17 protein-coding genes are annotated in these 22,778 nt (G+C 69.5%); all 17 read left to right on the top strand.

Translation table 11 applies throughout. From position 1 onward, the window contains the following. Positions 1-457: 457 nt before the first annotated feature. The 17 genes from ACLQ24_RS11815 (at position 458) to mmsB (ending at position 22,458) form a co-directional block, all read left to right on the top strand. Complete coding sequence (locus ACLQ24_RS11815; protein ID WP_425891154.1) at positions 458-1,669, top strand: FUSC family protein; 1,212 nt, start codon at positions 458-460, stop codon at positions 1,667-1,669. 66 nt (positions 1,670-1,735) lie between these two features. After that, positions 1,736-2,263: a hypothetical protein gene (locus ACLQ24_RS11820; protein ID WP_425891156.1), complete on the top strand. Its 528-nt coding sequence runs from the start codon at positions 1,736-1,738 to the stop codon at positions 2,261-2,263. A gap of 58 nt (positions 2,264-2,321) precedes the next feature. Continuing rightward, on the top strand, positions 2,322-3,164 hold the full coding sequence (locus ACLQ24_RS11825) for a DUF4097 family beta strand repeat-containing protein (RefSeq protein ID WP_425891158.1): 843 nt from the start codon (positions 2,322-2,324) through the stop codon (positions 3,162-3,164). Positions 3,165-3,199: 35 nt separating this feature from the next. After that, complete coding sequence (locus ACLQ24_RS11830; RefSeq protein ID WP_425891160.1) at positions 3,200-4,177, top strand: ATP-binding cassette domain-containing protein; 978 nt, start codon at positions 3,200-3,202, stop codon at positions 4,175-4,177. Continuing rightward, a complete protein-coding gene (locus ACLQ24_RS11835; protein WP_425891162.1) occupies positions 4,174-4,962 on the top strand; it encodes an ABC transporter permease in 789 nt (262 codons plus the stop codon). Before ACLQ24_RS11830 ends, ACLQ24_RS11835 begins: the two co-directional genes overlap by 4 nt. 445 nt (positions 4,963-5,407) lie before the next feature. Next, positions 5,408-7,090 (top strand): ribulokinase, encoded by a 1,683-nt coding sequence (gene araB, locus ACLQ24_RS11840; protein ID WP_425891164.1) that lies wholly within the window; start codon positions 5,408-5,410, stop codon positions 7,088-7,090. Continuing rightward, the gene (locus ACLQ24_RS11845; RefSeq protein ID WP_425891166.1) at positions 7,087-7,779 is read left to right on the top strand and encodes an L-ribulose-5-phosphate 4-epimerase; all 693 of its coding nucleotides are present in this window, start codon (positions 7,087-7,089) and stop codon (positions 7,777-7,779) included. Before araB ends, ACLQ24_RS11845 begins: the two co-directional genes overlap by 4 nt. A 129-nt stretch (positions 7,780-7,908) precedes the next feature. Continuing rightward, positions 7,909-8,898, top strand: coding sequence for an ABC transporter substrate-binding protein (locus ACLQ24_RS11850; RefSeq protein WP_425891168.1), 990 nt, complete (start codon positions 7,909-7,911; stop codon positions 8,896-8,898). Positions 8,899-9,089: 191 nt separating this feature from the next. After that, positions 9,090-10,631, top strand: a complete 1,542-nt coding sequence (locus tag ACLQ24_RS11855; protein ID WP_425891169.1) for a sugar ABC transporter ATP-binding protein — start codon at positions 9,090-9,092, stop codon at positions 10,629-10,631. After that, the gene (locus ACLQ24_RS11860; RefSeq protein ID WP_425891170.1) at positions 10,628-11,698 is read left to right on the top strand and encodes an ABC transporter permease; all 1,071 of its coding nucleotides are present in this window, start codon (positions 10,628-10,630) and stop codon (positions 11,696-11,698) included. Before ACLQ24_RS11855 ends, ACLQ24_RS11860 begins: the two co-directional genes overlap by 4 nt. Then, a complete protein-coding gene (gene yjfF / locus ACLQ24_RS11865) occupies positions 11,695-12,687 on the top strand; it encodes a galactofuranose ABC transporter, permease protein YjfF (RefSeq protein ID WP_425891172.1) in 993 nt (330 codons plus the stop codon). Before ACLQ24_RS11860 ends, yjfF begins: the two co-directional genes overlap by 4 nt. Positions 12,688-12,713: 26 nt before the next feature. After that, a complete protein-coding gene (gene araA, locus ACLQ24_RS11870; RefSeq protein WP_425891174.1) occupies positions 12,714-14,216 on the top strand; it encodes an L-arabinose isomerase in 1,503 nt (500 codons plus the stop codon). Between the two features lie 357 nt (positions 14,217-14,573). Beyond that, entirely contained in the window at positions 14,574-16,724 is a 2,151-nt protein-coding gene (locus ACLQ24_RS11875) for a family 43 glycosylhydrolase (RefSeq protein ID WP_425891176.1), read from the top strand. Positions 16,725-17,130: 406 nt separating this feature from the next. Then, the gene (locus ACLQ24_RS11880; RefSeq protein WP_425891178.1) at positions 17,131-18,120 is read left to right on the top strand and encodes a LacI family DNA-binding transcriptional regulator; all 990 of its coding nucleotides are present in this window, start codon (positions 17,131-17,133) and stop codon (positions 18,118-18,120) included. A 319-nt stretch (positions 18,121-18,439) separates the two neighbouring features. Continuing rightward, positions 18,440-19,585: a multiple monosaccharide ABC transporter substrate-binding protein gene (gene chvE, locus ACLQ24_RS11885; RefSeq protein ID WP_425891180.1), complete on the top strand. Its 1,146-nt coding sequence runs from the start codon at positions 18,440-18,442 to the stop codon at positions 19,583-19,585. A gap of 87 nt (positions 19,586-19,672) precedes the next feature. Beyond that, on the top strand, positions 19,673-21,211 hold the full coding sequence (mmsA, locus tag ACLQ24_RS11890) for a multiple monosaccharide ABC transporter ATP-binding protein (protein WP_425891181.1): 1,539 nt from the start codon (positions 19,673-19,675) through the stop codon (positions 21,209-21,211). After that, positions 21,208-22,458: a multiple monosaccharide ABC transporter permease gene (gene mmsB, locus ACLQ24_RS11895; RefSeq protein WP_425891183.1), complete on the top strand. Its 1,251-nt coding sequence runs from the start codon at positions 21,208-21,210 to the stop codon at positions 22,456-22,458. The genes mmsA and mmsB overlap by 4 nt, the downstream gene beginning before the upstream one ends. The last annotated feature ends 320 nt before the right edge of the window (positions 22,459-22,778 follow it).

The following is a 22,778-nucleotide window of genomic DNA, read 5'->3' on the forward strand; positions in this document are numbered from 1 at the left end:
TCACGCGATCGGGATCTACACACGCAAAATGGAGCAATAAAGGGCAAAAATGAGATAACGGGAAGCATTCTTCACGTCGGGGGGTTCCCTGCGCGGCACGTCCCGCTTACGGCCGGGCTGGACCTGCCGGCCGAGAAAGCCGAAGATCGCCCCGGTGTACGACCGGGGCAGGCCGGTGGCGATGCCCTCTCCGGTCGTCAGGTCGCGGTCGAGGCGGTGGACGGGATCACCGCCGCCGCCCTCAACACCAGGAGGTGGAGGTGCTTCCCGACGCCACCGACGGGGATGCGGACCATGCGGTCGACCCGGCGGCCGCGGACCAGCTCTGGGCGTACGCCGAGAAGGCGCTCGCCGCGCGCCGAGCGTGACCGCCGTCGGACGCCGGGCCGGGCACGGACCCGCGTGGTCGTGCCCGGCTGCCAGGATTGATCGGGGTACGGCGGGGTAGCCGCCCGCCATGGTCGCTGCCGGTCGGCCCGGTACGGACGGGGACGCGCCGGCACGCGCCGGCGCGGGAGCGCAGCACGGCCCGACGTCGACCGTCGCCCGCCTATGGGGCCGGCTGTCGGAGGCGCTGCGGGACCGGGGGCGGCGGGTTCGGGGCATCGGCGGTCTGGCCCTGCAGGCCGGCCTGGCCGCGGCGCTGTCCTGGCTGGTGGCGCACCAGGTGCTGCACGTCTCGCAGTCGGTGTTCGCGCCGATCTCCGCGGTCTCCACCCTCGCGGCGTCGCTCGGGCAACGCCTACGTCGCACCATCGAGCTCATCATCGGCGTCACCGTGGGGGTGCTGGTCGGTGACCTGCTGCTCGGGGTGATGGGCACCGGATGGTGGCAGCTCGCTCTGATGGTCGTGCTGGCGATCCTGGTCGCGTTGTTCCTCGCCGGCAGCGCGGCGGTGGTGGTCCAGGCCGGGGCCACGGCCGTGCTCGTCGCCACGTTGAGTCCGTCCGTGCGAGACCTGGAGATTCCCCGCTTCGTGGATGCCCTCATCGGGGGCGCTGTGGCGCTGCTGGTCACCGCCGTCCTGCTGCCGCTGAGCCCGCTGCGGGTGCTCAACCGGGCCGCGCGGCCGGCGCTGGACCTGCTCAGCGACCAGCTCGAGGCCACCGCTGGCGCATTGACCGACCGTGACATCGACCGCGCGCTGACCGCCCGGGCGAAGCTGCGGGAGAACAAGGCCGAGCTGAGCGCGCTCGTCGAGGCGACGCAGGGCGCCCGGGAGGCCAGCACCCTCTCGCCCGTGCACTGGCACCAGCGGCACGGGCCGGTGGCCCGGTATGCGCACACGGCGGAGCCGATCGACCGGGCGATGCGCAACACGGGAACGCTGATCCGCCGGGTGGTGACACTGATCGATGACGGCGAACCCGTCCCGGAACGAATGCCCACGGCCGTCGCCGACCTGGCCGAGGCGGTACGCCTGCTCAAGCGGCAGTTCGCCGCCGGTCAGGAACCTGTTCAGGCGCGGGAGCGGGCCCTGCGGGCGGTCTGCGCCGCCGGTGACGCCTATCGGGAGGGGGTCGGTTTCTCCGGTGCCGTCGTGGTGGCGCAGGTGCGGACGACCACCAGTGACCTGCTGGTGGCCACCGGGTTGAGCCAGGAGATCGCGAACCGGCTGGTCCGCCGCGCGTTCGGAGGGCCGGAATGCCCCGGTTACCTGCGACGATGACCGTCATGGCAGCAAAATGAGCCACGGGTGTTGCATGCTGAGCCAAAGTGGTGCCATCATGGTGCCATGGACTTGAGGCCGTACGTCGAGAACCTGCGTAACGAGTTCGCCGTGGCCGCCGAGGGCGTGGACCCGGAGGGCCGGGTGCTTGCCGAACGGCTCTTCACCCAGCTCGAAGCGGCGACCCACCTCACGCTGCTCGAGGCGCTGTCCGACGCGGCCGACGAGATCACCCGCGATCTCGCCCCCGGGTCGGTGCACGTCCGACTGCGTGGACGCGAGCCCGACTTCGTGGTGGCAACCGCCACCCCGCCCACGAACGGGCCGGGCGAGGTCAGCGAACCGCCTGCGGCCCCGGCGCCCCTGCTGCCGCCCGAGGGCGACGAGGGCGGCACGTCCCGGATCAACCTCCGCCTTCCCGACCACCTCAAGGCCAGCGTCGACGAGGCCGCGAGCCGCGCCGGGCTGTCCGTCAACGCCTGGCTGGTGCGCGCCGTCGCCGGTGCCGTCGGGGCCGGTAGCCCCGACCGCCAGCCGCCACGCCGGCCGGAACCCCCGAGGTCCGGCCAGCACGTCACCGGCTGGGCGCGCTGAAGCGCGCTCCTGCCCGCACCTCGTTCCGCCTCCGCTGACACCCTCCCGGGAGACCACCATGCCTGTTTTCGACACACCAGAACCGATCTCCGTCCAGGTCGAGCTGCCCATCGGGGACGCCTGGATCGCCGCGACCGACCGCACCGACACGGTGGTACAGGTGCGGCCCCGCGACCCGTCGAGCAAGTCCGACGTGAGCGCGGCGGAGCAGACCACCGTCGAGTTCGCCGCCGGGCAGCTGCGAATCAGGGTGCCGAAGAGTTGGCGCCGGTACGGCTTTGGCTCCGGGCCGTCCGTCGACGTGCTGATCGAGGTGCCGAGTGGCACCCGGCTGCACGCCGAGGCAGCGTGGGCGGCCTTCCGCGGCGAGGGCCGGCTCGGCGAGTGCCGCATCAAGACCGGGAGCACGATCCGGCTGGAGGAGACCGGCTCGCTGGAGATCGACAGCAGCCACGGCGAGGTCGCGGTGGAGCGTGTCACCGGTTCCGCCCGGGTGAAGGCATCGTCCGGCAAGGTGCGCCTCGGCGCGGTCGACGGCACCGCCGAGATCAAGAACTCATCCGGCGACTGCTGGATCGGCCGCGGCGGCGGTGACGTCCGGATCAACACCGCGTACGGCGACATCACCGTCGACGCGCCGACGGCGTCGGTGGTGGCACGGACCGCGTACGGCAACGTGCGGCTGGGCGAGGTCGTGCGCGGGTCGATCGAGTCGCAGACCTCCTACGGCGCGATCGAGGTCGGGGTCCGGCGCGGCACTGCCGCCTGGCTCGACGTCAGCTCCCGACACGGACGCGTACACAACGCCCTCGAAACGACCGACGGCCCGGCCGAGACCGACGAGACGGTCGAGATCCGAGCCAACACCTCGTACGGCGACATCACGATCCGCCGCGCCTGACCCGCCCCGACCCCCCCACCGCAAATGAGGAGACCATGACCGGCAGCAGGCAACCCGCGATCGTCACCACCGATCTGCGCAAGTCCTACGGCGACAAGGTCGTGCTCGACGGCATCGACCTGATGATCACCGAGGGAACGGTCTTCGCACTGCTCGGCCCCAACGGCGCCGGCAAGACCACCACCGTGCAGATCCTCTCCACCCTCCTCGCGGGGGACGGCGGCCACGCCCGCGTCCTCGGGCACGACGTGACCCGCGACCCGGACGCCGTACGCGAGCTGATCGGCGTCACCGGCCAGTTCTCCGCCGTGGACAACCTGCTCACCGGCCGGGAGAACCTGCACCTCATGGCCGACCTGTGTCACCTGGACCGCGAAGCGGGTCGCCGACGGATCGCCGACCTGCTCGAACAGTTCGATCTGACCGAAGCGGCGGACAAGCCGGCCGCGACGTACTCCGGAGGCATGCGCCGTCGACTCGACCTCGCGATGACGCTGGTCGGCGACCCCCGCGTCATCTTCCTCGACGAGCCGACGACCGGCCTCGATCCGCGAAGCCGCCGGGCCATGTGGCACATCATCAAGGCGCTCGCCGCCGAGGGCGTCACCATCCTGCTGACAACCCAGTACCTGGAGGAAGCCGACCAGCTCGCCGACCGCGTCGCCTTCCTCGACCACGGCCGACTGATCGCCGAGGGCACCCCGCACGAGCTGAAGCGGCTCATCCCGGGCGGTCACGTCGTCCTGCGGTTCGCCGACCAGGAGGGGCTCGACTCGGCGGCCCGTACGTTCACGGCGGCCACCCGGGACGACGCCGCGCTGACCCTCGAGGTGCCGAGCGACGGCGGGGTCGATTCGTTGCGGTCTCTCCTGGACGACCTCGACCGCGACTCCATCACCGTGGCCGGTCTCGCCGTGCACACCCCCGGCCTCGACGACGTCTTCCTCGCCCTCACCGGCCAACCCGACACCCGGGCCGGGCGGCTCGGACACGAAAGGGCTTCAGCGCGATGAGCACCCTCACCCTCGCCCTGCGCGACTCCAACACCATGCTGCGGCGCAACCTGCTGCACATGCGCCGCTACCCCTCGCTGACCCTCATGCTCATCGGCATCCCGGTCATCCTCCTGCTGCTCTTCGTCTACGTCTTCGGCGGCACACTCGGCGCCGGCCTCGGGCCTGCCGGCGGCCGGGCAGACTACGCCAACTACGTCACCCCGGGCATCCTGCTCATCACGGTGGCCAGCGCGGCGCAGGGCACCGCGATCTCGGTCGCGATGGACATGGCCGAGGGCATCATCGCCCGCTTCCGTACCATGGCGATTTTTCGACCGTCGGTTCTCACCGGCCATGTCCTGGGTAGCGTGCTCCAGACAATGGTCAGCCTCGCGGCCGTGACCGGCGCGGCGCTGCTCGTCGGATTCCGCCCCACCGCCAGTGCCGTCGAGTGGCTCGCCGCGATCGGTGTGCTGGCCATGGTCACCTTCGCCGTCACCTGGCTGTCGGTGGCTCTCGGCCTGGTCACCAAGAGCGTCGAGACGGCCAGCAACCTGCCCATGCCGCTGGTGCTGCTGCCGTTCCTCGGCAGCGGTTTCGTCCCCACCGACTCGATGCCGACGCCGGTACGCCTGTTCGCCGACTACCAGCCCTTCACCCCGGTCATGGAGACGCTCCGTGGCCTGCTGCTCGGCAGCGGAATCGGCGCCAACGGGCTCCTCGCGGTCGCCTGGTGCGCCGTCATCACGGTGGCCTGCTTCTGGTGGGCCAAGGCGCTCTACAGCCGTAGTCGGACGGCCTGACCCGACGTGCGATGGCCCGGCCCGGGCGGGCCGGGCCATCGGCGGTCCATAGGTCTGATCATGCGGGGGCGTCGGTGTTGTCGATGTTATCGCTGACATCCCGTTGGCGAGCCGATCGTCGTCGTGGGACGACACCGTCGCAGCCGCGCGAGGATGACGCCCTCCGTCACGCCCACTGTCTCCGCCCCCGCCGTCGCGTGCCCCCGGTGGCGGTGCCGCCGTCGCCGCGCCCCGACGGTTCCGGGTTGATCACCCAGCGGAATGTCGGCGCTTCCCTGCGACGCCTCGACGGTTGGAACCAGATCGAATGCTTTGCACCGGCCCGGTATCGACGTGCCCGAGTCGGTATGGACTCCGCGTTCCGTTACGGAGCTGTTGCAGGTAGATGTCTTGACGAGGCTGGATGTGAGCGTTAACACTATCCCCGTTAACGGTGGAGGTGAACATGGAGCGTGTGGGCGGAGCTGCCGAAAGCTACGTCGTGGGTGTCGACTTCGGCACTCTCTCCGGGCGGGCCGTTGTGGTCCGGGTTCGTGACGGTGCCGAGCTCGGGACCGCGGTGCACGAGTACGGCGACGGGGTCATCAGCGAGACGTTGCCCGGAGGTCGGTTACTGCCCCCGGACTGGGCACTGCAGAATCCGGACGACTACCGCGACGTGCTGCGGCACGCCGTTCCGGCGGCGGTCTCCGCCGCGGGGGTGGACCCCGCTGCGGTGGTCGGCATCGGTATCGACTTCACCGCCTGCACCGTCCTCCCGACGCGCGCCGACGGCACCCCGCTGTGCGAGGATCCCGAACTGCGCGACCGGCCGCACTCGTGGGTCAAGCTGTGGAAGCACCACGCCGCCCAGCCGCACGCCGACCGGATCAACGCGCTGGCCCACGAGCGGGCAGAGCCGTGGATCGGCCGCTACGGCGGCAAGATCTCCGCCGAGTGGCAGTACGCCAAGGGTCTGCAGATCCTGGAGGAGGACCCGGAGATCTACCACCGGGCCGAGCGGTTCATCGAGGCCGCCGACTGGATCGTCTGGCAGCTCAGCGGCACCGAGACCCGCAACGTCTGCACCGCCGGCTACAAGGGCATCCTGCAGGACGGGCAGTACCCGTCCGAGAGTTTCCTGACGGCGCTCAACCCCGACTTCGGCGACTTCGTGGCCAAGCTCGACGGCCCGCTGCTGCCGCTCGGCGCCCGGGCCGGCACGCTCACCGCCCGCGCCTCCGCCTGGACCGGCCTTCCGGAGGGGATCGCGGTAGCGGTCGGCAACGTCGACGCGCACGTCACCGCGGCCTCCGCGCAGGCCGTACAGCCGGGCCGGCTCGTGGCCATCATGGGCACGTCCACCTGTCACGTGGTCAACGGCGAGCACCCGGCCGAGGTCGCCGGCATGTGCGGCGTTGTCGACGGCGGCATCAGCCCCGGCGCGTGGGGCTACGAGGCCGGCCAGAGCGGTGTCGGCGACATCTTCGGCTGGTTCGTCGAGCACGGCGCCCCCGCCGGGCTCGACTCGCACGAGCGCCTCACCGAGTTGGCCGCCAGCCAGCCGGTCGGCGCGCACGGCCTGGTCGCGTTGGACTGGTGGAACGGCAACCGCTCGCTGCTGGTCAACCACGACCTGAGCGGGATGATCGTCGGGATGACCCTGGCCACCCGGCCGCAGGACATCTACCGCGCGCTCCTGGAGGCCACGGCGTACGGCACCAGGATGATCATCGACGCGTTCGTCGAGGCCGGCGTGCCCGTCGACGACCTGGTGATCGCCGGCGGTCTCACCAACAACAAGCTCCTGATGCAGATCTACGCCGACGTGACCAAGCGGCCGCTGAACATCATCGCGTCCGCGCAGGGGCCGGCGCTCGGCTCGGCGATCCACGCCGCCGTCGCCGCCGGGGCGTACCCGTCGATCCACGAGGCGTCCCAGGCGATGGGGCGGGTGCACGAGGCCGTCTACACGCCTGATCCCGAGCGGGCGCGCGCCTACGACGCGCTGTACGCCGAGTACCGGGCGCTGCACGACCACTTCGGTCGCGGCGGCAACGACGTCATGCTCCGCCTCCGGGCGATCCGCAACGCGGCGGTAGAGACCGCCGCGGCCACGCACGAGGCCCCGCTGGAGGTCGTCGCATGAACGCAGAGGTGAGCCGACAGATCGGTGAGCTGCGCGAGAGCGTTGCCCGCCTGCACACCGAGCTGACCCGGTACAACCTGGTCGCCTGGACGTCCGGCAACGTCTCCGCGCGGGTGCCCGGCCAGGATCTCATGGTCATCAAGCCGAGCGGCGTGGGCTACGACGACCTCACGGCCGACACGATGGTGGTCTGCGACCTCGACGGGGTCCTGGTCGAGGGCGACCTGGCGCCGTCCAGCGACACGGCCGCCCACGCCTACGTCTATCGCGCCATGCCCGAGGTCGGCGGCGTGGTGCACACACACAGCTCGTACGCGAGCGCCTGGGCCGCCTGCGGTGAGGCGATCCCCTGTCACCTCACCGCGCAAGCCGACGAGTTCGGCGGGGAGATCCCGCTGGGCCCGTTCGCGCTGATCGGCGGCGACGACATCGGCAAGGGCATCGTCGCCACGCTCGCCGGGCACCGCTCGCCCGCCGTGCTCATGCGCAACCACGGCGTCTTCACCATCGGCCGGGACGCCCGGGCGGCGGTCAAGGCGGCGGTCATGTGCGAGGACGTGGCCCGTACCTCGTACCTGGCGCGAACCCTCGGGCAGCCCGTGCCGATCGCGCAGGCCGACATCGACGCCCTCTACCACCGTTACCAGAACGTCTACGGCCAACAACCAGTCGCACCGGCGGGTTCCTGACCGTCTCCACCGGCCATCCGGCCCGCCGGTCTGCTCCACCGACGCACCAGCACGCACCATCCGCGTACGCCACCCTCTGCTCGTCGGCGGCTCGCGCGGTCACCCACCACACCGAGCCAAGGAGATCTGATGAGAAAGATGCGAACGCAGCGCGCTATCGCGGTACTCGCCAGTGTGCTGCTCGTCGGCGGCGTGGCGGCCTGCGGCAACAGCGACACCGGCGGCGGGTCCAAGGACGACGGCAAGATCACGATGGGCTTCTCCCAGGTCGGCGCCGAGAGCGCGTGGCGTACGGCGAACACCACCTCGATCAAGGAGTCCGCTGCCGCGGCGGGCGTCGAGCTGAAGTTCGACGACGCGCAGCAGAAGCAGGAGAACCAGATCAAGGCCATCCGTAACTACATCCAGCAGAAGGTGGACGTCATCGCCTTCTCGCCGGTCGTGGAATCCGGATGGGACACGGTGCTCAAGGAGGCCAAGGACGCCGGCATCCCGGTCATCCTGACCGACCGCTCGGTCGACTCGGCCGACAAGAGCCTCTACAAGACCTTCCTCGGCTCGGACTTCGTCAAGGAGGGCAAGCTCGCGGGCGAGTGGCTGGTCGAGCAGAAGAAGGGCGCCACCGGCCCGGTCAACATCGTCGAGCTGCAGGGCAACACCGGTGCGGCGCCGGCCAACGACCGCAAGAAGGGCTTCGGCGAGGCGATCGCCGCCAACCCGAACCTGAAGATCATCGCCTCTCAGCCGGGTGACTTCACCCGGGCGGGCGGCAAGCAGGTCATGGAGCAGTTCCTCAAGGCCAACCCGAAGATCGACGTGCTGTTCGCGCACAACGACGACATGGGTCTGGGCGCTCTCGAGGCCATCACCGCTGCCGGCAAGGTGCCCGGTAAGGACATCACCATCATCACGGTCGACGCCGTCAAGGACGGTATGCAGGCTCTCGCCGACGGGAAGTTCAACTTCATCGCGGAGTGCAGCCCGCTGCTCGGCCCACAGCTGATGGACCTGGCCAAGAAGGTCCACGCGGGTGAGACGGTGCCCGCTCGGATCGAGACCGAGGAGACCACCTTCACGCAGGAGCAGGCCAAGGAGGCTCTGCCCACCCGCAAGTACTGATCGACGCAGGAGGGTCGCCGCGCTGGCGTGGCGGCCCCGCCGTGTCGCCCCGTGAACCCGAACGGACCGGGCATGACCCGCGACGACCCGTGCCACGCCCGCCCGAGCCCCGGTTTGGGGCCGGGCGGGCGCGGTGGGAGCGCAACGGCCCATCCGCGTCGACAACCCCCCCCCAGAAGAGGTCTGATGGGATGACGGATAGCCGTCCGGTCCTGACGATGACCGGGATCAGCAAGTCCTTCCCCGGGGTGCGTGCACTCCACGACGTCAACTTCCGGCTCTTCCCCGGCGAGGTGCACGCCCTGATGGGCGAGAACGGCGCCGGGAAGTCGACCCTCATCAAGGCCCTGACCGGTGTCTACGACACCGACGAGGGCACGATCACCCTCGGCGATGAGCCGGTGTCCTTCAGCGGGCCGATGCAGGCGACGGCCGCCGGAGTGAGCACCGTCTACCAGGAGGTCAATCTCTGCACCAACCTCTCGGTGGCGGAGAACATCTTCATCGGACGTGAGCCGCGCCTGCTCGGCACCGTCCGCTGGGGCGAGGTCCGCCGCCGCGCCCGCGCGCTGCTGTCCCGCCTCGATCTCGACCTCGACGTCAGCGCGCCGCTGGGCTCGTACTCCCTCGCGATCCAGCAGATGGTCGCGATCGCCCGCGCGATCGACATCCAGGCCCGGGTGCTGATCCTGGACGAGCCGACGTCCAGCCTCGACGCGGGTGAGGTCGCGCAGCTGTTCCGCATCATGCGGCAACTGCGCGACGAGGGCATCGCGATCCTGTTCGTGACGCACTTCCTCGACCAGGTCTACGAGATCGCGGACCGCATCACCGTGCTGCGCAACGGCGGGCTCGTCGGCGAGTACCTGACCACCGAACTGCCCCAACTCGGCCTCGTCGAGAAGATGATCGGCAAGGAGCTCGACGTCCTCGAGGGGATCGAGGAGCACTCCCGACGCGACCTGGCCGCGCTCGAGGAGGGCACCCCCCTGGTGGCGGTGTCGAACCTCGGCCGGGCGGGCGCGGTCGAGCCGTTCAGCCTGACCATCCACCCCGGTGAGGTGGTGGGTCTCGCGGGCCTGCTGGGCTCGGGGCGTACCGAGGTGGCACGGTTGTTCTTCGGGGCCGACCGTGCCGACGGCGGGCAGGTCGCGATCGACGGCACGTCGAGCAGTCTGCGTACGCCCGCGCAGGCCATCGACCAGGGCGTCGGTTTCTGTTCGGAGAACCGCCGCGCCGAGGGCATCGTCCCGGACCTGTCGGTCCGCGAGAACATCATCCTCGCCATGCAGGCCGCCCGCGGCTGGCTGCGGCCCATCCCGCGCCGCCGCCAGGACGAGCTGGTCGACAGGTACGTCAAGGCGCTCAACATCCGTCCGGCGGACCCGGAGGTGCCGGTACGCAACCTCTCCGGCGGCAACCAGCAGAAGGTCCTCCTCGCCCGGTGGCTGATCACCGAGCCGCGGCTGCTGATCCTGGACGAACCGACCCGGGGCATCGACATCGGCGCGAAGACCGAGATCCAACGGCTCGTGGCGCAACTGTCCGACGGCGGGATGGCGGTGCTGTTCATCTCGGCCGAGTTGGAGGAGGTGCTGCGCCTCAGCCACAAGGTGGCCGTCATGCGGGACCGGCAGATGGTCGCGCAGCTCGCCAACAACGAGGGTCTCGACGCGGAGCGCATCATGCAGACGATCGCGAGTGGATCCCAGCGGGAGGAGGCGGACCGATGAACGAGACCACGAGCCGGTATCGGACGATGATCGGTCACCGGCTGTTCTGGCCCGTCGCCGTGCTGGTCGTCATGCTCGCGGCGAACACGATCTACCGTCCCGGGTTCCTGTCCATCGAGCTCAAGGACGGGCACCTGTACGGCACGCCGATCGACATCCTGCGGCTGAGCGCGCCACTGATCCTCGTGGCGCTGGGCATGACCCTGGTGATCTCGACCGGCGGCATCGACCTGTCGGTCGGCTCCCTCTGCGCGATCAGCGGCGCGGTCGCCTGCATGTACATCAGCAAGCAGCCCGACCAGAACAGCCTCGGCGTGGTGCTGACCGCCCTCGCGATGGCGTTCGGGCTCTCGCTGGTGCTCGGCGCCTGGAACGGGGTGCTGGTGGCCGTGATCGGTATCCAGCCGATCATCGCCACCCTGATCCTGATGGTGGCCGGTCGCGGCCTCGCCCAGCTGATCACGCAGGGTCAGATCATCACCATCAACTCGGGGCCGTTCCGGGCGATCGGGTTGGGTCACCTGCTGACCCTGCCGCTGGCCATCTTCATCGCGCTCGCCGCCGCCCTGCTCGTCGCCGCGTTCACCCGTCGCACCGCCCTCGGCATGATCGTCGAGTCGGTGGGCGGCAACGCCGAGGCGAGCCGGCTGGCGGGCATCCGGTCCAACCGCGTCATCTTCCTCGTGTACGTGCTCAGCGCCGCCTGCGCGGCGATCGCCGGGTTCATGATGACGGCCAACGTGTCCAGCGCCGACGGCAACGCCGTCGGCCTCTGGGTGGAGCTGGACGCCATCCTCGCGGTCGTCATCGGCGGTACGTCCCTCGCCGGTGGCCGGTTCTACCTCAGCGGCACCATCCTCGGCGCGCTGATCATCCAGACCCTGACCACCACGGTGTACGCCATGAACATCTCGCCGCAGACGTCGCTGCTGTTCAAAGCGGTGGTCGTCATCGCAGTCTGCCTCATCCAGGCGCCGGCCTTCCGAGCCCGGTTCAGCCGGCGCAAGAGAAGCGTCCCACCGCCGCGCCCCGTCGCCGACAAACCGAAGGAGCAGGTGCCGGCATGACCACCGGATCGCTCACCGTCCCCCGCCGCACCCGGTTCCGGCTGCCCCGGCGGCAGGTGCCGGTGCTGGCCACGCTCGCCCTGCTGCTGGTCATGTACGGCATCGGCGTGTCCCAGTACACGGCGTTCTCGAACGTGCAGGTCATCTTCAACGTCTTCATCGACAACGGCTTCCTGCTCGTCGTCGCGGTGGGCATGACCTTCGTCATCCTCACCGGTGGCATCGACCTGTCGGTCGGGTCCGTCGTCGCCATGACGGCGATGGTGTCGGCGGACCTGTTGGACAAGGGTCTGCCGGCGGGGCTCGTGCTCGTCGTCGCGTTGCTGATCGGCCCGACGCTCGGCCTGTTGATGGGGTGCGTCATCCACTTCTTCGACATCCAGCCGTTCATCGTCACGCTCGCCGGGATGTTCTTCGCCCGGGGGATGTGCACGTTCATCTCCGACTCGTCCATCCCGATCACGGACGGTTTCTGGACCAGGATGTCGCAGGAGCGGATCGGAGATCCTCGGGGGAACTTCGTCTCGATCAGCGTGCTGATCGCCTTCGCCGTGGTGCTCGTCGCCGCGTACGTGCTGGCCTACACCCGGCTGGGACGCAACGTGTACGCGATCGGCGGCAACCCGCAGTCGGCGCTGCTGATGGGCCTTCCGCTGGGGCGGACCCGGATCGCCGTCTACACGATCAGCGGGCTCTGCTCCGCGATCGCTGGGGTCCTGCTGTCCTTCTATACCCTCTCCGGCGCGCCGCTGATCGCCGTCGGCATGGAGCTGGACGTCATCGCCGCCGTCGTGATCGGCGGCACGGTGCTCACCGGCGGCGCGGGATACATTTTCGGCACCGTGCTCGGCGTGCTGGTCCTGGGCGTGATCCAGACCCTCATCACGTTCGACGGCAGCCTCAACTCCTGGTGGACCAAGATCGTGATTGGCGGCCTGCTCTTCGCGTTCATCCTCCTGCAGCGACTCATCGGAATCCGTTACAAGTGACCGCCCCTCTCGCGGAAGGCAACCCCATGGCACCACACCCCGAACCCGAGATCTGGTTCCTCACCGGCAGCCAAGGCATGTACGGCGAGGAGACGCTCCGGCAGGTCGCCGAGCAGTCCCGCCAGATCGCGGCCACGCTCGACGACTCGCCGCAGATTCCCGCCCGGGTGATCTGGAAGCCCGTCCTGACCAACAGCGGTGAGATCCTGCGGGTCTGCCGGGAGGCCGCCGCCCAGGGCGCGATCGGGGTCATCGCGTGGATGCACACGTTCTCGCCGGCGAAGATGTGGATCGCCGGGCTGGACGCCCTGCAGACGCCGCTGCTGCACCTGCACACCCAGGCGAACGTCCTGCTGCCGTGGGACGACATCGACATGGACTTCATGAACCTGAACCAGGCCGCGCACGGCGACCGTGAGTTCGGGTACATCCAGACCCGGCTCGGTGTGGCCCGCAAGACGGTCGCCGGGCACGTCAGCGACCCGCGGGTGACCGCCCGGGTCGGCGCCTGGGCCCGCGCGGCGACCGGTTGGTCGGCGATGCGGTCGCTGCGCCTGGCCCGCTTCGGCGACAACATGCGCGACGTCGCGGTGACCGAGGGCGACAAGGTCGAGGCGGAGCTGCGCTTCGGGGTGTCGGTCAACACCTACGGGGTCAACGACCTGGTCGAGGTGGTCGGCGAGGTCGCCGACGCCGACGTGGACGAGCTGGTCAAGGAGTACGGCGACAGCTACCGCGTGGGCGCCGAGCTGCTCCCGGGGGGCGAGCGGCACGACTCGCTGCGCTATGCCGCCCGCCTGGAGTTGGGCATGCGCGCCTTCCTGGACGCCGGTGGCTTCCGGGCGTTCACCACGAACTTCGAGGACCTCGGCGGTCTGCGTCAGCTCCCCGGCATCGCCGTGCAGCGGCTGATGGCCGACGGCTACGGCTTCGGCGGCGAGGGCGACTGGAAGACGTCGGTCCTGGTGCACACCATCAAGGCGATGTCCGTGGGAGTCCAGGGCGGCACGTCGTTCATGGAGGACTACACCTACGACCTCACCCCGGGCCAGGAGCTGGTGCTCGGCGCGCACATGCTCGAGGTCTGTCCGACCATCGCGTCGGACATGCCCAACGTCGAGATCCACCCGCTGAGCATCGGTGGGCGGGAGGATCCGGTACGGCTTGTGTTCGACGCCGCACCCGGTCCGGCGGTGGTGCTGGGGCTGGCCGACATGGGGGAGCGGTTCCGGCTCGTGGCCAACGAGATCGACGTCGTGCCGCCGCCGCAGCCGCTACGCCGACTGCCGGTGGCCCGCGCCGTCTGGCGACCGCGACCGGACCTGCCCGTCTCCGCCGAGTCCTGGATCACCGCCGGGGCCCCCCACCACACCGTGCTGTCGCAGGCGGTGGGCACCGAGGAGCTGCACGACCTGGCCGAGATGAGCCGGACCGAGCTCGTCGTCATCGACGCCGACACCGACCCGCGCCGCTTCGCGGACGAGATCCGGTGGAACCAGGCCTACTACCGGCTGGCCCGCGGCTTCTGACAGGCGTCCGGATCGTCCTGTGAAACGGGTGGTCCACCCCTGCCTGCGGGCCGGGGTGGACCACCCGTTCGTGCCTGTGCACGGGCTCTGCCGCGCGTCCTAGCAGGCCCGCGAGCCGATCGTGTTACGCCTTGACTAAGAGCATGTTATCGCTCACAGTCTATAGCGAAGGTGGTCGATGTCATTGCCTGGTCCGGCCGTACTCGCGTCCTAACCCCTCGTCTTCGGCATCGTGCTGCCGCGACGCTCGGGGAGTGCTGTTAGCGATCACATGGCCGGGCGTGGTCAGCTCGGTGCCCCGCCCGGTGCCGCGGACGCCGGCCCAGACCGCACGGTTCGCGTCAGCAGAGGAGGATCATGCTTTCCATCGGTCGGGTTCCCCGGGGTGCGCCACGCCGGCGCAGTTGGCTGTCGAGAGTCGCCATCGCGGCGGCGGCGCTGGTGGTCGGTGGCGCGGCCGCGGCGGTGGCTGCGGCGCCCGCGTCGGCGGCCACGGTCGACACGAGCGCGTGGTACGTGTTGGTGAACCGCAACAGTGGCAAGGCGTTGGATGTGTACAACCTGGCCACGAACGATGGTGCGCGGATCACGCAGTGGACGCGTAACAACGGTAACCAGCAGCAGTGGCAGTTCGTGGATTCCGGGAGTGGTTACTTCCGGCTCAAGTCGAGGTTGTCCGGCAAGGTGCTGGACGTGTACAACCGTTCGACGGCCAACGGTGCGGCGATCGTGCAGTGGTCGGACAACAACGGGACCAACCAGCAGTTCCGCCTGGCCGATTCCGACGGCGGTTATGTGCGGTTGGTCAACCGGAACAGCAACCGGGTCATGGAGGTGCAGGGCGCCTCGACGGCCGATGGTGGCAACATCGTGCAGTACGACGACTGGAACGGCACCAACCAGCAGTGGCAGCTCGTGCGCGTCGATGGCGGGGGCGACCCCACCACGCCACCGCCCACCACACCACCGCCCACCACGCCACCGCCCACCACGCCACCCCCGTCGAACGGCACGTACTCGAACCCGGTGGTGTGGCAGGACTTCGCCGACGTCGACATCATCCGGGTGGACAACGTCTACTACATGTCGGCCTCCACCATGCACTACTCACCGGGCGCGCCGGTGCTGCGCTCGTACGACCTGGTGAACTGGGAGTACGCCGGGCACTCCGTACCCCGGTTGGACTTCGGTTCGAAGTACGACATGAGCGGTGGTAACGCGTACGTCGACGGGATCTGGGCCTCGACGTTGAACTACCGGCCGAGCAACCGCACGTACTACTGGGCCGGGTGCATCGACTTCTCGCAGACGCACATCTACACCGCGTCCGCGGTCGACGGCACCTGGACCAAGCACACCACCATCCCCAACTGCTACTACGACGCTGGCATGCTGATCGACGACAACGACACCATGTACGTGGCGTACGGCAACACCACGATCAGCGTCGCCCAACTGTCCGCCGACGGGAAATCCCAGGTACGCGCCCAGCAGGTGTACCAGACCCCATCGAGCATCGGCACCCTGGAGGGCGCGCGGTTCTACAAGCGCAACGGGGCCTACTACATCTGGCTCACCCGACCGGCCAACGGCCAGTACGTGCTGAAGTCGACCAACGGCCCGTTCGGCCCGTACGAGCAGCGTCAGGTGCTGCTCGACCTGCCCGGTCCGATCTCGGGCGGCGGCGTTCCGCACCAGGGTGGCCTGGTGCAGACCCAGAACGGCGACTGGTACTACATGTCGTTCGTCGACGCGTACCCCGGTGGTCGCATGCCGGCCATGGCGCCGATCACCTGGACCAGCGACGGCTGGCCGGTGCTGCAGACGGTCAACGGCGCGTGGGGCAGCTCCTACCCGAAGCCGAACCTGCCCGCGCCGCCGCGTGCGGTGAAGCCACTGACGGGCACCGACACGTTCGCCGGCACCACCCTCGGCCCGCAGTGGGAGTGGAACCACAACCCGGACAACAATCGATGGTCGGTCAACAACGGGCTGAACCTGCAGACCGCCACCGTGACCGGTGACCTCTACGCGGCGCGCAACACGCTGACGCACCGGATCCAGGGCCCCACCTCCACCGCCACCATCGAGCTGGACTACTCCACGATGCGCGACGGCGACCGCACCGGTCTGGCGGTGCTGCGCAACTCGTCCGCCTGGATCGGCATCAAGCGGGACAACGGATCCACCCGTCTGGTGATGCAGAACGGTCTCACGATGGACGGCAACTGGAACACCACCAGCACCGGCAGCGAGGTGGCGAGCACCGCCGTCTCCGGTGGCCGGATCTGGTTGCGCGCCAACGCCGACATCAGACCGGGCTCCGGTCGACAGGCACGCTTCTCGTACAGCACGGACGGCGTCAACTTCACGTCGTTCGGCAACGCCCTGACGTTGGCGAACAACTGGCAGTTCTTCATGGGCTACCGGTTCGCCATCTTCAACCACGCCACCCAGGCGCTCGGCGGCGCGGTCACCGTCCGCCGTTTCGACCTGACCACACCATGACGCCCGTCACCCGACGAGTAATGTGACTGCGGCGCGACCGCACCACCCGTGCCCCTGCGGGAGGTGCCGCGCCGCCGGACAGACCGACCGCCGCCCTGTTCCCCGCTCTGTCCAGGAGCGTGGAGCGGGGCGGCGGCCCGTTGCGGACCACCTCCGGTCGGGGGTGACGGTGTGAGCGGCCGCCGGCACAACCTGGCACCCGCCGCGTTGTTCGCGCTCAGCCGTACCGTGTTCGAGGGGACGGCTGGCGTAGACTGTCGGCGATCCAGCGCTGGTCACCTGCGATTCAGCACCGGCGTGGTGGCTGAGCGAGGGGGGGGATCGGGCCGGGCCGCTCCAGTCAACGTCGACGGGCCGCGGGTCGGGTGGAGGCGGGGGGAGTGAAATGGCCGTGCACGGTCCCGCGATGACGGATGTCGCTCGTCTGGCCGGTGTCTCCCATCAGACGGTGTCGAGGGTGCTCAACGGGCATCCCAACGTGCGTGAGCAGACCCGGTTGCGGGTGCGGGCGGCGATCGCCGAGCTCGGCTACCGCCCGAACGGCGCCGCGCGTGCCCTGGTGACCGGCCGGTCCCAGGTCATCGGCGTGGTGGCACAGAACACGACCCTCTACGGTCCGGCGTCGCTGCTGGCCGCCCTGGAGCAGACCGCCGCGGCGGAGGGCTTCGCGGTCAGCGTCGGCAGCGTACGGGACCTGGACCACCGTTCCATCTCGGCCGCTGTCGAGCGGCACCTGGCGCACCGGGTCGCCGGCATCGTGGTCATCGCGCCGGTCGAGTCGGCCGGCGAGGCGTTGGAGCGGCTACCCAAGGACGTTCCACTGGTGACGGTCGACGGCGACCCCCACCGTCCGGTGCCGTTGGTGACGGTCGACCAGGTGTCGGGCGCGCGGGCCGTGACACGGCATCTCCTCGACGCGGGGCACCGCACCGTGTGGCACGTGTCGGGGCCGTCGGACTGGTTCGACAGCGCCGGTCGTATCGAGGGCTGGCGGGAGGCGCTGCTGGCCGTGGGGATCGACCCACCGCCCCTGATGCACGGGGACTGGTCGGCGGCGTCGGGCTACCGGTGCGGGCAGATGCTCGCCCGGATGCCGGAGGTGACCGCGATCTTCACGGCGAACGACCACCTCGCCCTGGGCGTACTGCGGGCGCTGCACGAGTTCGGGCGGCGGGTGCCGGCCGAGATCAGCGTCGTGGGGTTCGACGACGTGCCGGAAGCGGCCTACTTCATCCCGCCGCTGACCACCGTGCGACCGGACTTCGACGCGGTGGCGCGGGCGAGCCTGCAGATGCTGCTGACCCAGATCGAGTCGGGCAACGGCGGGGGCGCCCTGCGCCAGACGATCGCCCCGACTCTGGTCGTCCGCGACAGCGTCGCCCCGCCGCGCCGTTGATAGGCCGCCGCCCGGGCCCCGGTGCGCCGCTGACCCGTCGGCGGCTGTCACCCCGCCGTCCACACGCCCGTCGTCCATCGGTCACCACCCGGCTGGCCTCGTCGTTTGGGCGTGCTGTCCCGATTGCGGACCGCCGGTATCCGATCGACCGCCGGCAGGGGTTGCGCGAGGTCGTGTGGGTGGGGAAGTCTCCGTTACGAGACCGTGACACCGGTATTTCGGATCAAGTGTTGACGTGCTCTATGTGAGCGCTAACACTACCCGAAAGATGACAGGTGGCCCCGGCGGTCGGCGGGGGGAATCGGGAGAGGAGAAGCCCGTGAGCAGGAAAATCCTGGTCGCTCTCGGTAGCGCGGCGCTGGCGCTGAGCCTGGCAGCGTGCAGTGGTGGAGGTGCCGGCAGCGGCGGCGACACCAGCGACAAGAAGCCGGGGGACCTGACGATCGGCGTCTCGATGCCGACGCAGACGTCGGAGCGGTGGATCGCCGACGGCAACGCGGTGAAGTCGAAGCTGGAGTCCAAGGGCTACAAGGTCGACCTGCAGTACGCGGGCGACGACATCCCGACCCAGTCGCAGCAGGTCGACCAGATGATCACCCAGGGTGCGGACGTCCTGGTCATCGCCGCCATCGACGGTACGGCGCTCAGCAGCCAACTGCAGGCCGCCGCCGCCGCGAAGATTCCGGTCATCTCGTACGACCGGCTGATCCGCGGCAGCAAGGACGTCGCCTTCTACGTCAGCTTCGACAACTACAAGGTCGGCGTCGCGCAGGGCACCGCGCTCCTGGTCGGTCTCGGTCTGCTGAACAAGGACGGCTCGAAGGGCACGGCCAAGGGCCCGTTCAACATCGAGCTGTTCGCCGGCTCGCTGGACGACAACAACACGCAGTACTTCTTCGGCGGCGCGATGGACACGCTGAAGCCGTTCATCGACGCGGGCACGCTGAAGGTCAAGTCGAAGCAGACCGCCAAGGAGCAGGTGGCCACCCTGCGCTGGCAGCAGGAGACCGCGCAGAAGCGGATGGAGGACCTGTTGACCTCCAGCTACAACGACGGCTCGGTCGTCAACGGGGTCCTGTCGCCGTACGACGGCATCTCCCGGGGCATCATCACCGCCCTGCAGAACGCGGGCTACGGCGGTGCGGGCAAGAAGAAGCTCCCGGTCGTGACCGGTCAGGACGCGGAGATCGCCTCGATCAAGCTGATCAACGACGGCGTGCAGAACTCGACCGTCTTCAAGGACACCCGCCTGCTGGCCGACCAGGCCGCCAACGCCGCTGAGGCGTTCCTGCAGGACAAGCAGCCGCAGGCGAACGACACCGAGACGTACAACAACGGCGTCAAGGTCGTCCCGTCCTACCTGCTGCCGATCGCGACCGTCTACAAGGACGACATCAAGGCGACGCTGATCGACTCCGGCTACTGGACGGCGGAAGAGGTCGCCGCCGGTCAGGCCAAGAAGTAGTCACCTCGTCGGGGGGGGGGGGGGGCCCCCCCCCCCCCCCCCGACGCCGTGACGGAGCAACGTCCAGACTGACAGAGGACAGTGACCATGGACGACACCATCCTCGAGATGCGTCGTATCACGAAGACCTTCCCCGGAGTGACCGCGCTGGAGGACGTCAACCTCGCGGTACGTCGGGGAGAGATCCACGCCATCTGCGGCGAGAACGGCGCCGGGAAGTCCACCCTGATGAAGGTGCTCTCCGGCGTCCACCCCAGCGGCTCGTACGACGGCGAGATCCTCTTCGACGGCAAGCCGATGCAGTTCCGGGGCATCCGGGACAGCGAGGCCAATGGCATCGTCATCATCCATCAGGAACTCGCGCTGGTGCCCTACCTGTCGATCGCCGAGAACCTCTTCCTGGGCAACGAGCGGCGGGGCCGCAGCGGCCTGATCGACTGGAACCGGGCCAACGCCGAAGCGGCGAAGCTGCTGGCGTCCGTCGGGCTGCACGAGAACCCGGTCACCCCGGTCATCCAGCTCGGTGTGGGCAAGCAGCAACTCGTGGAGATCGCCAAGGCGCTGTCCAAGAAGGTGCGCCTGCTCATCCTGGACGAGCCGACGGCCGCCCTCAACGACGTCGACTCGGCGCACCTGCTCGGCCTGCTCCGGCAGCTCAAGGAGCAGGGCATCATTTGCATCATGATCTCGCACAAGCTCAACGAGATCACCGCGATCGCCGACTCGACCACCGTCATCCGGGACGGTCGTACGGTGGAGACCCTGGACATGCGCGCCGAGGACGTGAGCCAGCAGCGCATCATCCGGGGCATGGTCGGCCGCGACATCGAGAGCTTCTACCCCGACCGCGAATCGTCGCCCGGCGAGGAGGTGCTGCGGATCGAGGACTGGTCGGTGCGGCACCCGACCCAGGAGCGGATGGTCGTCGAGGGCGTCAACCTGTCGGTGCGCGCCGGTGAGGTCGTCGGCATCGCGGGGCTGATGGGCGCCGGCCGGACGGAGCTGGCGATGAGCGTCTTCGGTCGCTCCTACGGCCGCGACATCAGTGGCAAGCTCTTCATGCACGGGCGGGAGGTCAACGCCCGTAGCGTCGCGGAGGCCATCGACAACGGCATCGCGTACGTGACCGAGGACCGGAAGCGGTACGGCCTCAACCTCATCGACGACGTCCGGCGCAACGTCTCCGCCGCCGCCCTGGACCGGCTGGCCCGATTCGGCTGGGTGAACGGCAACGAGGAGATCAAGGTCGCCGAGACGAGCCGGCGGGACATGAACATCAAGACGACCAGCGTGATGGCGGTCGTCGGCAAACTCTCCGGTGGCAACCAGCAGAAGGTCGTGCTGTCGAAGTGGCTCTTCACCGACCCGGACGTGCTGATCCTGGACGAGCCCACGCGTGGGATCGACGTCGGAGCCAAGTTCGAGATCTACACGATCATCAACCGGCTGGTGGCCGAGGGCAAGGCGGTGATCGTCATCTCCTCCGAGCTGCCGGAGCTGCTGGGGATGTGTGACCGCATCTACGCCCTCGCCGCAGGCCGGATCACCGGTGAGAAGCCGGTAGGCGAGGCGACCCAGGAGAGCCTCATGGAGCTGATGACAAAGGACAAGGAGCTCGTCGGATGACCAGCATCAAAACCCCTTCGACGGAGCGCCCGACACCGTCGGACCCCGCGCCGGCCGCCGCTCTGCACACGGGGACGAGCGACCTGCGTGCCCTGGTGCTGAACAACCTCCGGCAGAGCGGGATCTACGTCGCACTGGTCGTCATCGTGGCGCTCTTCGCGGTCCTGACCGACGGCGTGTCACTGAGCCCCGGCAACATCACCAACATCGTCCTCCAGTACTCGTACATCCTGGTCCTCGCGATCGGAATGGTCATCCTGATCATCGGCGGGCACATCGACCTGTCGGTGGGTTCGGTGGTCGCGCTGACCGGCGCGGTATCCGCCGTCCTGGTGATCCAGCAGGGCCACCCGTGGTGGCTGGGCGTTCTCGCGGCTCTGGCCGTCGGCATCGCGGTCGGCGCCTGGCACGGCTTCTGGGTGGCGTACGCCGGCATCCCGGCGTTCATCGTGACCCTGGCCGGCATGCTGCTGTTCCGCGGCCTCACCCTGCGGGTGCTCGACAACATCTCGCTGTCGCCGTTCCCGGCCGAGTACCAGAAGGTCGCGGCGGGCTTCCTCAACGGCCTGCTCGGCGGGAACGGGTTCGACGCCTTCACGTTGCTGATCGGCGCGATCGCCGTGGCCGGCTACGCGGTGAGCGGTTTCCGCACCCGCCTGGCGCGTATCCGCTACCAGCAGCCCGTCGAGTCGTTCCCGCTGTTCATCGCCCGGGTCGTCCTGGTGGGCGCCGTGATCATGTACTTCGCCTGGCAGCTGGCGCACGCCCGAGGTCTGCCGATCGTACTGATCATCCTGGCGGTTTTGGTGCTGGTCTACGGTCTGCTCACCCGGCGGACGGTCTTCGGCCGTCAGGTCTACGCGATCGGTGGCAACCTCTCGGCGGCGGCGCTGTCGGGCGTGAAGGTCCGCACCGTCAACTTCTGGATGTTCGTCAACATGGGCTTCCTGGCGGCGGTGGCGGGTGTCATCTACTCGTCGCGGTCCAACGGCGCGCAGCCGGCGGCCGGCAACATGTTCGAGCTGGACGCGATCGCGGCGGCCTTCATCGGTGGCGCGGCGGTCACCGGCGGTGTGGGCACCGTGGTCGGCGCGATGGTCGGTGGTTTGATCATGGCGGTGATGAGCAACGGCATGCAGCTGATGGGCGTCGACCAGTCGACGCAGTCGGTGGTGAAGGGCCTGGTCCTGCTCGTCGCCGTCGCGTTCGACGTCTACAACAAGCGCCGGGCGGCCGGCACCCGCTGAGGCCCTGACGGGCACGCACGTGTGCCCCTGCCCGTTCCACGGGCAGGGGCACAACTGCGTGCGGGAGTGGCGCGGCGCGGCGTGGCGCGGCACGGCACGGCGCGGCGCGGCACGGCGCGGCGCGGCACGGCGCGGCGTGGCGCGGTGCGGTGCGGCGCGGCGCGGCGCGGTGCGGGTGCGGTGCGGCGCGGTGCGGGTCGGTGCGGGTCGGTGCGGCGCGGTGCGGTGCGGCGTGGCGCGGTGCGGTGCGGGGCGGGGCGGGGCGGGGCGGCAGAGGATCCCGCTGCGCCGCGCGGGTGGGCACGGCGCAGCGGGATCAG

It is taken from the genome of Micromonospora sp. DT4 (assembly GCF_049841675.1).
Classification (GTDB): Bacteria; Actinomycetota; Actinomycetes; order Mycobacteriales; family Micromonosporaceae; genus Micromonospora.